This window comes from Erwinia artemisiae, from assembly GCF_051400835.1.
Lineage (GTDB): Bacteria > Pseudomonadota > Gammaproteobacteria > Enterobacterales > Enterobacteriaceae > Erwinia > Erwinia aeris.
The window spans coordinates 786,544-800,005 of record NZ_JBLFFM010000001.1; the positions used below are offsets into that span (position 1 = coordinate 786,544).

Consider the following 13,462-nt stretch of genomic DNA (forward strand, 5'->3'; position numbering starts at 1 on the left):
GCGTTCTTAGCTCAGTTGGTTAGAGCACCACCTTGACATGGTGGGGGTCGGAGGTTCGAGTCCTCTAGAACGCACCATCTTCTGCTTTCTCCCGTCACGTCTTTCCACGCCGCTGTTTTGTGTAATCACTTGTTTCAACGTGCTATTTATCTTCCATAATGTTTCGCTTCGGTCTGCTGCTTTTTCCCGTAACGCTTTACTTCACCGCGCTGCCCTTTCTCGCGCCCGAATGGCTCTTTCTGCGCCCGGCCACCGCCTTTTTTTGCGCAACAATCTGATCTGGTGCAAGCTTTCCCCCGTTCCGGCCTACTTTTTAATTGGTTTTCAATGGGCTGAGTAGCTATAATACGAAACGTTGTTTCACTTGAATGGTTTCAGCGTATGGTTGGCCCTTTAGCAAAAACGATAGCTGGTTGCGCAACCGATCTTTGCGCCTGCGCCAAAACCGCGTTTAAACTTCCTCTGCACGCTTTTTTTCTGTCACCTATCCTTAAGCTGTATCGCAGTTCGCCGCTCGGGCGGTCGCACCCCCAATCACCGGGATTACGCTTTATTTCATCCATCACAACTTAACAGATGACTCGTCATGAAAAAGACCAAGATTGTTTGTACTATCGGTCCAAAAACCGAATCGGAAGAAATGTTGACCAACCTGCTGGACGCGGGCATGAACGTTATGCGTCTGAATTTCTCTCACGGCGATTACGATGAGCACGGTAAGCGTATCGCTAACCTGCGCGCGGTGATGAGCAAAACCGGCAAGCAGGCCGCTATTCTGCTGGACACCAAAGGGCCAGAAATTCGTACCATGAAGCTGGAAGGCGGCGCGGACGTGTCGTTGAAAGCCGGTCAGACCTTTACCTTCACCACCGACCAGTCCGTTATCGGCAACAGCGAGCGCGTGGCGGTGACCTATTCCGGCTTCACTTCCGATCTCTCTATCGGCAACACCGTCCTGGTGGACGATGGCCTGATCGGCATGGAAGTCACCGAAGTGACCGAAAACCACGTGGTTTGTAAGGTACTGAACAACGGCGATCTGGGCGAAAACAAAGGCGTTAACCTGCCTGGCGTTTCTATCCAGCTGCCAGCGCTGGCCGAAAAAGACAAGCGTGACCTGATTTTTGGTTGCGAACAGGGCGTGGATTTTGTTGCCGCTTCCTTTATCCGCAAGCGTTCTGACGTGCTGGAAATTCGCGAGCACCTGAAGCAGAACGGCGGCGAGCATATTCAGATCATCTCTAAAATTGAAAATCAGGAAGGCCTGAACAATTTTGATGAGATCCTGGACGCTTCCGACGGCATCATGGTAGCGCGCGGCGACCTGGGTGTGGAAATCCCGGTTGAAGAGGTGATTTTCGCGCAGAAGATGATGATCAAGAAATGTAACCGCGCACGCAAAGTGGTGATTACCGCTACGCAGATGCTGGACTCAATGATCAAAAACCCACGCCCTACCCGTGCAGAAGCGGGCGACGTGGCTAACGCCATCCTCGACGGCACCGATGCGGTTATGCTCTCTGGCGAAAGCGCCAAGGGTAAATACCCGCTGGAATCCGTCACCATTATGGCTACCATCTGCGAACGTACCGATCGCGTGATGAAAAGCCGTATCGACTCTCAGCATGACAGCCGCAAAATGCGCATCACGGAAGCCGTGTGCCGTGGCGCAGTAGAAACTGCCGAGAAGCTGGAAGCGCCGCTGATCGTGGTGGCAACCGAAGGCGGTAAGTCAGCCAAGTCCGTACGCAAATATTTCCCGAACGCGACTATCCTGGCGTTAACCACCAACGAACAGACCGCGCGTCAGCTGATCCTGAGCAAAGGCATTGTGGCGTCCGTGGTGAAAGAAATTGCTTCTACCGATGATTTTTACCGTATCGGTAAAGAAGCGGCCATCGCCAGCGGCTACGGTCGTAAAGGCGATGTCGTGGTGATGGTTTCTGGCGCGCTGGTGCCGAGCGGAACCACGAATACCGCGTCTGTGCACGTTCTGTAATCAAAGATTACGCCTTGTAGTGAAAAAGCGCCCTGAGTGGCGCTTTTTTTACAGCTTAGCTCAAAGTTTTTTCTAAAAATTCCAATCGAGATTAACTATTCAATTGCGCTGTAAGGCGAGATAAGTCCGATTGAAATCGTCTGTTTTCGCTAAATTTTTTGGGCTTTTTCGTAAAGACGGTGCTTCTTTGAGCGAACGATCAAATTTAAGCACGTTCTAACCAAAAATTTATTCTCATTGGAAAAAACTTTGTGTAATACTTGTAACGCTACATGGAGATTAACTCAATCTAGAGGGTATAAATAATGAATCGTACTAAACTGGTACTGGGCGCGGTAATCCTGGGTTCTACTCTGCTGGCCGGTTGCTCAAGCAACGCTAAAATCGACCAGCTGTCTACCGACGTTCAGACTCTGAACGCTAAAGTTGACCAGCTGAGCAACGACGTGAACGCAATCCGTTCTGACGTTCAGGCTGCTAAAGACGACGCAGCACGCGCTAACCAGCGTCTGGACAACCAGGCTCACTCTTACCGTAAGTAAGAGTTCTGGTTTAAAAATGGCGCACATTGTGCGCCATTTTTTTTGCCTGTCGCCTTCACGGCTGCAGAAAGCGTTCCGGGCCGTTTATAACTGTTCCCCGTCCAGCCTCGCTTCGCGGCTGCAGAACACGTTCCCGCCCATTTTTAACTGCCCCCCATTCCAGCCCCGCTTTGCGGCTGCAGAGTGCGTTACGGGCCCTGCCCCCAGCTCTGGCCATCGCTTTGCGTTAGCGCTGAAAGCGCGAAGGCTTCAGAAAGCGTTCCAGCCCTTTTATGGCTTTCTGCCCACTTCCGCCCTCGCTTCACAAAGATAATCGCTTAAAGCGCTTCTGGGACGCTCTCAGACGCCGACGTTTCGCCCTTATTCACCAGCACCGGCAATCCCGCACGTCTTTTTAATGCTTCCTTAATAACCTGACTATCGCTCAGCGCGCTGCCTACAAATTTTTTGGTTTGCGCGGTCAGCGCAATCGGCATCGTTTGTGGATCGTCCTTCTCGCTGTGGGACAGCGGCTGATGGACTTCGATATAGCGCTTGCCGTCCGGCTCTGTGGCGTACTTAACGGGCTGATTGATAATCTGCACGCGGGTGCCTTCAGGCACGCTGTTAAACAGGTTTTCGATATCGTCAGGCCGCAGGCGGATACAGCCGGAGCTGACCCGCATCCCAATGCCGAAATCCGCGTTGGTGCCGTGGATCAGATAGTGGCCTTTGCCGTAAGCCAGGCGCAGCGCATACAGCCCCATTGGGTTATCCGGCCCGGCGGGTATGGTCGTTGGCAAGGTTTTGCCTTCCGCCGCGTAGCGCTTGCGGATATTCGGCGTGGGCGTCCAGCTGGGGTTAGGGATCTTCTGACTGATGCGCGTCACCATCGCAGGCGTGTTGGCGCCAAGCTGGCCAATGCCTATCGGGTAAACGACCACCTTATTTTCATCTTTTGGATAATAGTAGAGCCGTAGCTCGGCCACGTTGACCACGATCCCTTCCCTTTTGGTATCGGGCAGCAGCATCTGCGTAGGGATAACCAGTTTCGATCCCGCTTTCGGCAGCCAGGGATCGGTGCCGGGGTTGGCTTCCAGCATCCCTAACAGGCCCGTCTGAAAGTGCGCGGCAATGCTTTCCAGCGAGCGCCCGTCATCCGGCACGGTATAAAGCTGGTTTTCGCCAATTAAACGGCTGTCGGCGGCGGGAAGCGGATAATCGGCCGCACGCGCCAGAGAGAAGAAAAAAAATAACGAAGAGAGGAGTAGAGTTTTCATTTTTATTTCTCGCCAGGTAAACAACACTTCCCGTCATCATGACGGGAAGCCTGTCGAGAAGTGTAGCAACTTAGCGGCTAATACTGTCCTGCGCTTTCTGGCGAATAGCACGGATCATCGCTTCCAGACCCTGCGAGCGCGACGGCGTCAGGTGCTGGGTAAGCGCCAGCTCGCTGAACCATGGCCGCACGTCAAAATCGAGAATTTCCGCCGGGGTCATCTGCTGGTAAAGCACAAACACCAGGGCAATCAACCCTTTAACGATAGCGGCGTCGCTGTCGCCCTGCAGCAGCACGCGGCCCTGCTCGTCCAGTTCCATCACGATCCAGACCTGGCTCTGGCAGCCGGAAATGGTATTCTCCGGCTGGTGCAGCGAGTCCGGCAGCGCAGGCAGTTTCGCGCCCAGTTCAATCACATAGAGATACTTCTCTTCCCAGTTGGCGCAGCGGGAAAAGTTGCGAACCAGTCTCTCTTTATCGGGCAGTGTTGCCATGCAGTTCTCCTTTGCCTGGGCGGTTTAACCGCCCAGCAGCATATGTATACGTGTCAGGCCTGCCGCCAGGCGGTCGACCTCTTCCTCGCTATTATACAAAACAAAGGAAGCACGACACATCGCCGGGACGTCGTAGTGATGCATCAGCGGCATGGCGCAGTGGTGACCGGTACGAATGGCAATACCGTAGCGATCCAGAAAGCTGCCCACGTCATAGGCGTGATGCTTGCCCAGATTAAAGGCGATCACGCCTGCGCGATGCTGCGGGCCGTAAATGACCAGATCCGGCACGGAGGCCAGCTTGTCCATCGCGTAGCGCATCAGCGCCTGCTCGCGCTGCGCAATGTTATCCAGCCCCAGCGCTTCCACCCATTTCAGCGCCGCGCCAAGGCCCATGATGCCGCCGGTATTCGGCGAGCCTGCCTCAAAGCGCCACGGCGCGGCGGCGTAGGTGGTGCCGGCAGTCAGGCTGACGGTGGCGATCATCGATCCGCCCCCTTCCCACGGCGGCATTTGATCCAGCATGGCTTTACGCCCGTACAGGATGCCGATGCCGGAAGGCCCGTATATTTTATGGCCGGAGAACAGATAAAAGTCGCAGTCCAGATCCTGCACGTCGACTTTTGCATGCATCACGGCCTGTGCGCCGTCAATCAGCGTAGCGACGCCTGCGGCTTTCGCCTGCACCACCAGTTCTTTGACCGGATTGATGGTGCCCAGCACGTTGGAAACGTGCGTAACGGCCAGCATACGGGTGCGGCTATCCATCAGTTTTGGCAGCGCGGCCAGATCCAGCTCGCCGTCGGCCGTCAGAGGGATAAAGCGCACTTCCGCGCCGGTGCGCTCGGCCACCATCTGCCACGGCACGATATTGGCGTGGTGTTCCATCTCGGTAATGATGATGTTGTCGCCGGGCTGCAGCTGGCTGCCGCCCCAGCTGCTGGCAACGAGGTTAATCCCCTCGGTTGTGCCCTTAACAAACACGATTTCCTCTGGCGAAGCGGCGTTAAGGAAACGCGCGGCGTGCGCGCGAACCTCTTCCATCTCCGTGGTCGCTTCGGCGCTCAGGGTGTGAATACCCCGATGCACCGCCGCATAGCCGTGCTCGTAGAAATGGCTTTCCGCATCGATCACCGCCTGCGGTTTCTGCGCGCTGGCGGCGCTGTCAAGGTAGGCCAGCGGCTGGCCATTCACTTCTCGCGCCAGAACAGGAAAATCGGCCCTGACGCGCGTCAGGTCAAAACTCATTTGATGCCTCCGGGGAAGCGCTGTGCGATACGCTGCATCACCGCCTCCTTGAGTACCTCGTCCGTGATGGCTTCGGTAAGCTCGGCGGCAAAGGCGTAGATAATCATGCGCTGAGCAGATTCTTCGCTGATGCCGCGAGCGCGCAGATAGAACATCTGTTCGTCGTCGATACGGCCAATGGTCGCGCCGTGGCTGCACTTCACGTCGTCAGCATAGATTTCCAGCTGCGGCTTGGTGTCTACTTCCGCCAGGCGTCCCAACAGCAGGTTGTTGTTGGTCATCTGGCCATCGGTTTTCAGCGCGTGCTTCGCCACTTCGATCTTGCCATTGAACACCGCACGGGCTTTGTCACGCACGATGGTTTTATGCAGCTGACGGCTCTGGCAGTAGCCTTTGTTGTGCTCCAGATAGGTTCGGCTGTCGCACACTTCTTTCTCTACCGGCAGCATCAGGCTATTGATCGACAGCTCGGTACCCTCGCCGTTCAGCTGCGTGCTGGTATTGTGGCGGGCCAGCCCGCTGCCCAGCAGGAAGCTGTGGCTCTGCACGCGCGCATCACGTTCGATCAGCAGATCGTTATGCGCAAAATGGTTGGTGCTTGCGTGCTCGAAAGCCAGCTTGTAGTGCGTCAGTCGCGCATTATTGCCTACGGTCGCGGTAAAGCGAGCGCCGGTAAAGTGCGTGCTTTCATTCAGGCTGACGTAATGCTCGATAATCGTCGCCTCTGCGCCGTCGTCCAGCTGCAGATGGTGACGATAATGCGAGGTGTTCATCTCGTCCTGCGCGCTGCCGCTGCTGATATGCAGCAGGTAAACGGCACGTTCGGCCGATTTGCCGCGCGGCAGATGGATAGTGGTCACCTCTTCCGCCAGGCTTTCCGTCAGGTGCAGGAAAACTTCAGGCTGGATCGGTGCGCTCAGCTCGCGGCGGCCTGCGGCAATCTGAATATCAAACTGATCCCAGCTGCTGTCGCTCAGCTGCGCGTTGAACCGGCCATCGACGAAAACCAGTTTAATCGCGTCGATATTCAGCGCCAGCGCGGCAACGTCCGCTGCGCTCAGCTCGGCGGCCGTCGGCAGCACGAAGTTGTGCGCCAGCAGGCCATCCAGCGGCGTATATTTCCAGTTCTCATGCTTGCGCGTCGGCAGTCCTAAACGCAGCACCTGCTGCCAGTGCTGTTGAGCCTGCAAAGAACGCTGCTCGCCCTGGGTCTCGAACAGGTGATGCCACTGCTGCAGGGCGTTTTCACTATTCCTGTTCGGTAAGCCAGCCATAGCCTTGCTCCTCCAGTTGTTTCACCAGCGAGAAATCGCCTGATTTCACGATTTTTCCCTGATAGAGCACGTGCACAAAGTCAGGCTTGATGTAGTCCAGGATACGCTGGTAGTGCGTGACGATAATAAAAGCGCGCTTGCCGTCACGCAGCGTGTTCACGCCGTTTGAAACGATTTTCAGCGCATCGATATCCAGACCGGAGTCGGTTTCGTCAAGGATGCAAAGCTCCGGCTCCAGCGCCGCCATTTGCAAAATGTCGTTGCGTTTTTTCTCGCCGCCGGAGAAGCCGACGTTGACTGAACGGGTCAGCAGATCTTCCGGCATTTTCAGCAGGTGAATTTTGTCTTCGATAAAGTCCTGGAAGTCGAAACGATCCAGCGATTCCTGGTCGCGATATTTACGCACGGCGTTGACTGCCGTTTGCAGGAAAAACTGGTTGCTGACGCCAGGGATTTCCACAGGGTACTGGAAAGCCATAAAGATGCCTTCGCCCGCGCGATCTTCCGGCGACAGCTCCAGCAGATCTTTGCCTTTGAACTCAATGGAGCCGCCGGTGATTTCATACTCTTCGCGGCCCGCCAGCGTCGCGGAAAGCGTACTTTTCCCTGAGCCGTTCGGCCCCATAATCGCGTGGACTTCGCCCGGCTTCACCTCAAGGTTCAGGCCGCGCAGGATCTCTTTGTCTTCGATACTTACCTGTAAATCTTTAATGCTTAACATAATCTTTCCTGGGCAATACCTCTCGGCATTGCGCAAAATGAATAAGCAGCGGGGATCAGCCCACGCTGTGTTCGAGGCTGATCGCCAGCAGTTTTTGCGCTTCCACCGCAAATTCCAGCGGCAGCTCGGAGAAAACGTCCTTGCAGAAGCCGTTGACGATCATGGAGATCGCATCGTCTTCGCTGATGCCGCGCTGCAGGCAGTAGAACAGCTGATCTTCGCCAATGCGCGAGGTCGTCGCCTCGTGTTCCAGCTGCGCGGTGTTGTTGCGCGCTTCCACATATGGGAAGGTGTGCGCGCCACACTCGGCGCCAATCAGCATGGAGTCGCACTGCGTAAAGTTACGGGCATTGGTCGCCGTCGGCATAATTTTTACCAGGCCACGATAGGTGTTCTGGCTTTTACCCGCCGAAATCCCCTTGGAGATAATGGTGGATTTGGTGTTTTTGCCGATATGGATCATCTTGGTGCCGGTATCGGCCTGCTGATGTCCGCTGGTCAGCGCCACCGAGAAGAACTCGCCCACGGAGTTATCGCCGCGCAGGATCACGCTTGGATATTTCCAGGTGATCGCCGAGCCGGTTTCCGACTGCGTCCAGGACATCTTGCTGTTTTCGCCTTCGCACAGCGCGCGCTTGGTCACGAAGTTCAGGATGCCGCCTTCCGCTTCGCCGCCGGCGAACCAGTTCTGCACGGTAGAATATTTTACTTCCGCATCTTTATGGATGATGACTTCCACCACCGCCGCGTGCAGCTGATAGCTGTCGCGCACCGGCGCGGAGCAGCCTTCGATATAGCTGACGTAGCTGCCTTCATCGGCAATCAGAATGGTGCGCTCGAACTGGCCGGTTTTCGCCGCGTTGATGCGGAAATAGGTGGACAGCTCCATTGGGCAGCGCACCCCTTTCGGGATGTAAACGAAGGTGCCGTCTGACGCTACCGCCGAGTTCAGCGCCGCGAAGAAGTTATCGTTGGCCGGCACCACGGTGCCCAGATACTGTTTTACCAGCTCAGGGTGATCGTGGATCGCTTCGCCAAAGGAACAGAAAATAATGCCCTGCTCCGCCAGCTTGCCGCGATAGGTGGTTGACACCGACACGGAGTCGAAAATGGCGTCTACGGCCACTTCCTGCCCTTCGCGTACCGGCACGCCCAGCTGTTTAAAGGCGTTTTCCACTTCTTCCGTCAGGTAGTTCGGCGCCGCGGCGCCGGAAGTCTGCTGTGCGCCAGGCTCTGAGGCGCAGCTGTCATCGCAGCTGCCGCAGGACGGTGCGGAATAGTAGCTGTAATCCTGATAGTTCAGTGACTTATAGTTAGCTTTCAGCCAGTGTGGCTCTTCCATCTCCAGCCAGGCCGCGTAGGCTTTCAGGCGGAAATCAAGCATCCACTCCGGCTCATTGCGTTTAGCAGAGATCGCACGCACCACATCCTCATTGATGCCGTTGGCGAACTCCTCGGTTTGCAGCTGAGTGAAGAATCCTTCCTTGTACTTCTGGCGGCTTCCTTCCCAGACCTGCACGTCGTCTGATGTATCAGTATTTCGGGACATAAAATTTACTCAACGCCAAAGCTCTCACCACAGCCACAGGCGTGTTGAGCTTTAGGATTATTAAATTTGAAAATCTGGTTCAGGCCTTCACGAACGAAATCGACTTCGGTTCCGTCGATAAAAGGCATAGCCTGCAGCGGCACATAAAGATTCGCGCCGTTATGGGTAAACACTAAATCATCTGACGCAGGCTCTTTAATCAAATCCATGGTGTAGCCGAATCCGGCGCAGCCGGACGTCTTAACGCCCAGCTTTAAACCCTTAACGTGCGGGTCGCTGGCGGACAGCGCGATGATTTGCTGTGCGGCGCTGTCGGTAAGCGTCAGTCCTTTCCAGACGAAATCGTCCGGCGAAAAAGAAGCGGTCGTTGCTGATGGCATAACATTACCTCGCGAGTCGGTAGCCCTGCGGGCTGATACCCCTATGTTAGTGATAATGATTGTCTCTTCAACCTCTTGTTTTGCAGGGATTAAGGCCAACCGGGCTTTTTTGGGCCTCTTTATTCAGTTTAGACCCTGTGAAGAGGTTTGCGATGTGTGTCACGCAGTGATTTAACGAAATGGTAACACATTGAAAAGCAGCCAGTAAATATCAGCCGCGCTGCGCTAAGCAGGAATAATAGTTATTTTACCCCTTTCATCCTTAACGCGTATTGTTATTACCAATTTATCTGAGAGGCAGCATAAATCGATAAAAATTTTTTGCGCCAGCGTTGAATAATGCGCCAGTTATAATATGATAATGATTATCATTAGCGTGAATGGGTCCCGGAATGAATCTGACGATGAGTGCCTGGCTGCAACATAAAATTGATGAATACAAGTTTTCCATCCGGGATATCACCGTTGATTACACTATGGCGCAGGCCAAAGTGAATCGGCCTGAATGCACCCTGGAACAGCTGCGTAAGTTTAACGATACCTGTCTTGATATGGCCGAGCTCTGCCAGCTAAACGGCGATGACCAGAGCTATCTGCACGCGCTCGGCAGGCTGCATCAACGTCTGTTGCAGGAATTGGGCAATCCCGAGCGGGAACGCCTCTTCCGTATGCAAGCCTGGCAGCTGGCGCGCCACTCGCTTACCCGTCTGTGCCATCAGCTCGCGCTGAGCGGCGAATGGGATAAGGCGACCGCGCTGCAAAATGAGTTTGTGCGCAAAGCCTCGCGAATTATGTAGCTCGCCGCCAGAACAGACCATTATACCCTGGCGGCGTGAAGATATCTGCTCTGGCATTACCGAACGCTGCTTAAAGCAGCTCCAGCAGCGCCTGTAAAGGATGCCGCATGCCGTTACCCTCGAGGCGTTTCACCTGGCTGCGGCACGAATAGCCGGTCGCCAGGCAGCGCTGGCGCGGCAGTTTTTGCAGCGCCTGATGCCATGACAGCTCATAAATACCCAGCGAGTTAGCCAGATTTTTTGTTTCATGCCCGTACGTGCCCGCCATACCGCAGCAGCCTACGCTGACGCTTTCCAGTTTTGCGCCAAAGCGCGCGAATATTCCTGCCCACTGCTGGCTGGATGCGGGTAGCGCAGTGACTTCCGTACAGTGGCCGAACAAGTACCAGGCTTCGCCGCTTTGCGGGACGGGCTGGCGCGCCGGCAGCGCATTTTGCAGCCATTCATGCACCAGCTGCACGTGGAAGTCGCCGCGTTTTTCGCCAAGGATCTCTTTGTATTCGTCACGGTAGCAAAGCACCAGCGCCGGATCGACGCCGACCATCGGCAGCTGGAGTTTCGCCACGCGATTAAGAAAATCCGCCGTTTTCTGCGCGGTTCTGGCGAAGCGCTGTAAAAAGCCTTTGATATGTTGCGCCTTGCCGTTGGGCGAGAAAGGCAGCACCACCGGCCGATAGCCAAGCTTCTCCACCAGCGTCACAAAATCGCTGACCAGCCTGGCTTCGTAATAGCTGGTAAACGGATCCTGCACGATCAGCACATGCTGCGCGCGCTGCGTTTCGCTCATTGCCTCAAGCTGCTCCAGGGTGGTGGTCACCGCCCGCTGCCCGGCCAGCTGCTGCTTCAGATTGGGCGAGGAAAGCAGCGGCAGATCGACCATGCCGATATGATCCTTACTCAGCTTGCGCACCAGCGGCTGGCGTAAAAAGAAGTTAAAGAACGTGGGCGCTTTTGCCATCAGCGGCGCGTAGCTTTCCACGCCGGCGACCAGGTGATCGCTGACCGGACGCAGATAGCGGGTGTGGTAAAGCTGCAGGAAACGGGAACGGAAGCCGGGCACGTCGATTTTTATCGGACACTGGGTGGAACAGGCTTTACAGGCCAGACAGCCCGACATCGCCTCTTTCACCTCGTGCGAGAAATCATATTCGCCGCGCTTCGCGTGCCAGCTGTTGCGGGTGCGCTCGATCATGCCGCGCAGGCTGACTTTCGCCTGGGGCAGCGAGCGTTCCAGCGCCAGCGGATCGACGCCCTGCTCCGCCAGCAGCCGCAGCCATTCGCGGGTCAGCGTGGCGCGGCCTTTCGGCGAGTGAATACGATTGCCGGTGATTTTCATCGACGGACACATCGGGCTGCGCACGTCAAAATTAAAACACAGACCGTTGCCGTTGCACTCCATCGCGCCGCGCCAGTCGCTGCGCACGTTGACCGGAATTTGACGATCGAAGGTGCCGCGCTTTACCGCATCCACTTTCATCATCGGCTCGTCAACGCCCAAGGGCGCACAAATTTTCCCCGGATTAAGCCGGTTATCGGCATCGAAGGCCGCCTTGATGCGGCGCAGGTCGTTGTATAACGCTTCGCCAAAAAACGCCGGGCTGTATTCGGCACGGAAGCCTTTGCCGTGTTCACCCCACAGCAGGCCGCCGTAGCGCGCCGTCAGCGCCACCACCTCGTCGGAGATTTGCTTCATCAGCATTTCCTGCTGTGGATCGCACATATCCAGCGCGGGGCGCACGTGCAGCACGCCCGCATCGACATGGCCAAACATGCCGTAGCTCAGGTTGTGGCTGTCCAGCAGCTGGCGGAACTCGACGATATAGTCCGCCAGATGCTGCGGCGGCACACAGGTATCTTCGACGAAAGGGATCGGTTTGGCGCGGCCTTTGGCGTTGCCGAGCAGCCCGACCGCTTTTTTACGCATGGCGTAAATGCGCTCAATACCGCCAATATCGTTGCACAGCTGATAGCCGATAATGCCCGCCTCGCCGGCCGCCATCAGGCTTTCCAGCCGCTGGCAAAGTGAGGCGACCTGACCGTCGATCAGCGCCTTATCGTCTCCGGCGAACTCAACAATATTCAGCCCCAGCATTTCCTGGTCCGGCACGTTGGCGATCAGCTCGCTGACCGAATGCCAGACGATATCTTCCCGTGCCAGGTTCAGCACCTTTGAATCAACTGTTTCTACCGACAGCGCCTGCGCCTCCACCATAAAAGGTGCGCTGCGCAGCGCCGAGTCGAAGGAATCATATTTGATATTGACCAGCCGTCGCACTTTGGGGATCGGCATGATGTTCAGGCGGGCTTCGGTAATAAAAGCCAGCGTGCCTTCTGCGCCGCATAGCAGACGGGTTAAATCCACCTGCTGCAAATCGTCGCTGATGGCGTGGCGCAGATCGTAGCCGGTCAAAAAGCGGTTGAGCTTTGGAAACTTCTCAACAATAAGGTCACGGCGATCGCGGCAGCATTCCAGTACCGTGCGATAGATTTCGCCCTCGCGCGTTTGCTCCGCCGCCAGCTGCTCCGCCACGCCTGTCGGGATCGCCCGCGTATCCAGCAAGTCGCCGCCCAGCAGCACCGCGCGCAGCCCTAAAACGTGATCGGAGGTTTTGCCATAAACCAGCGAGCCTTGCCCTGACGCATCGGTATTGATCATGCCGCCAAGCGTGGCGCGGTTGCTGGTGGAGAGTTCCGGCGAGAAGAAGTAGCCCAGCGGTTTCAGGGCGGCGTTGAGCTGGTCTTTGATCACCCCCGCCTCTACTTTTACCCATCCCTGCTCCACATTAATGTCCAGAATGCGGTTCATATAGCGGGACATATCGACCACGATGCCCTGATTCAGCGCCTGGCCGTTGGTGCCGGTGCCGCCGCCGCGCGGCGTAAAGACCAGGCTTCGATAGCGCTCTTCGCCCGCCAGACGAGCAATCAGCGCAACATCAGCTGTGGATCGGGGGAACAGCGCCGCATCGGGCAACAGCTGATAGATGCTGTTATCGGTGGACAGGGTAAGACGGTCGGCATAGCTGGTAGCGGTATCACCGGTAAAACCCTGCTGCTCTAACGCCTGCAAAAAATTCAGCACCAGTTGAACGAGGCCCGGCGCCTGAGAAATCTGTGGGATCATTATCGTGTGACCAGGTTGTGTTTGAGGTGTAACGTTTGCTCTTTCTTATGGTTTTATCACATTTTTTTATGACCTG

General features: G+C 56.0%; 11 protein-coding genes and 1 tRNA gene. 4 read left to right on the top strand and 8 right to left on the bottom strand.

Annotation, left to right across the window (positions count from 1 at the left end):
* The 3 genes from ACMGEE_RS03765 to ACMGEE_RS03775 all read left to right on the top strand — a co-directional run bounded on the left by ACMGEE_RS03765 (position 1) and on the right by ACMGEE_RS03775 (position 2,541).
* Positions 1 to 77 (top strand) — tRNA-Val (locus ACMGEE_RS03765).
* Positions 78 to 586: 509 nt separating this feature from the next.
* Positions 587 to 1,999 carry a pyruvate kinase PykF gene (gene pykF / locus ACMGEE_RS03770; RefSeq protein ID WP_125289780.1) on the top strand — a complete coding sequence of 471 codons (1,413 nt, stop codon included), beginning with the start codon at positions 587 to 589 and terminating at the stop codon, positions 1,997 to 1,999.
* Positions 2,000 to 2,304: 305 nt separating this feature from the next.
* Positions 2,305 to 2,541, top strand: coding sequence for a major outer membrane lipoprotein (locus ACMGEE_RS03775; RefSeq protein WP_016169824.1), 237 nt, complete (start codon positions 2,305 to 2,307; stop codon positions 2,539 to 2,541).
* 317 nt (positions 2,542 to 2,858) lie between these two features.
* Here the strand turns inward: ACMGEE_RS03775 and ACMGEE_RS03780 are convergent, their stop codons facing one another.
* From ACMGEE_RS03780 to sufA, 7 genes are all read right to left on the bottom strand, one after another.
* On the bottom strand, positions 2,859 to 3,800 hold the full coding sequence (locus tag ACMGEE_RS03780; protein ID WP_301251806.1) for a L,D-transpeptidase family protein: 942 nt from the start codon (positions 3,798 to 3,800) through the stop codon (positions 2,859 to 2,861).
* A 70-nt stretch (positions 3,801 to 3,870) separates the two neighbouring features.
* Complete coding sequence (sufE, locus tag ACMGEE_RS03785; RefSeq protein WP_253454447.1) at positions 3,871 to 4,293, bottom strand: cysteine desulfuration protein SufE; 423 nt, start codon at positions 4,291 to 4,293, stop codon at positions 3,871 to 3,873.
* Between the two features lie 24 nt (positions 4,294 to 4,317).
* Positions 4,318 to 5,541 carry a cysteine desulfurase SufS gene (gene sufS, locus ACMGEE_RS03790; RefSeq protein ID WP_436829699.1) on the bottom strand — a complete coding sequence of 408 codons (1,224 nt, stop codon included), beginning with the start codon at positions 5,539 to 5,541 and terminating at the stop codon, positions 4,318 to 4,320.
* Positions 5,538 to 6,815 (bottom strand): Fe-S cluster assembly protein SufD, encoded by a 1,278-nt coding sequence (sufD, locus tag ACMGEE_RS03795; protein WP_436829700.1) that lies wholly within the window; start codon positions 6,813 to 6,815, stop codon positions 5,538 to 5,540. The genes sufS and sufD overlap by 4 nt, the downstream gene beginning before the upstream one ends.
* Entirely contained in the window at positions 6,790 to 7,536 is a 747-nt protein-coding gene (sufC, locus tag ACMGEE_RS03800) for a Fe-S cluster assembly ATPase SufC (protein WP_125289775.1), read from the bottom strand. Before sufC ends, sufD begins: the two co-directional genes overlap by 26 nt.
* 55 nt (positions 7,537 to 7,591) lie before the next feature.
* Positions 7,592 to 9,085: a Fe-S cluster assembly protein SufB gene (sufB, locus tag ACMGEE_RS03805; protein ID WP_125289774.1), complete on the bottom strand. Its 1,494-nt coding sequence runs from the start codon at positions 9,083 to 9,085 to the stop codon at positions 7,592 to 7,594.
* 5 nt (positions 9,086 to 9,090) lie between these two features.
* Positions 9,091 to 9,465, bottom strand: coding sequence for a Fe-S cluster assembly scaffold SufA (sufA, locus tag ACMGEE_RS03810; protein WP_125289773.1), 375 nt, complete (start codon positions 9,463 to 9,465; stop codon positions 9,091 to 9,093).
* Between the two features lie 392 nt (positions 9,466 to 9,857).
* Between sufA and ACMGEE_RS03815 the strand changes: the two genes are divergently transcribed.
* Positions 9,858 to 10,262 carry a hypothetical protein gene (locus ACMGEE_RS03815; RefSeq protein ID WP_253454450.1) on the top strand — a complete coding sequence of 135 codons (405 nt, stop codon included), beginning with the start codon at positions 9,858 to 9,860 and terminating at the stop codon, positions 10,260 to 10,262.
* Between the two features lie 70 nt (positions 10,263 to 10,332).
* Here ACMGEE_RS03815 and ydiJ read toward each other — a convergent pair whose 3' ends face one another.
* Entirely contained in the window at positions 10,333 to 13,386 is a 3,054-nt protein-coding gene (ydiJ, locus tag ACMGEE_RS03820; RefSeq protein ID WP_436829701.1) for a D-2-hydroxyglutarate dehydrogenase YdiJ, read from the bottom strand.
* Positions 13,387 to 13,462 lie beyond the last annotated feature (76 nt).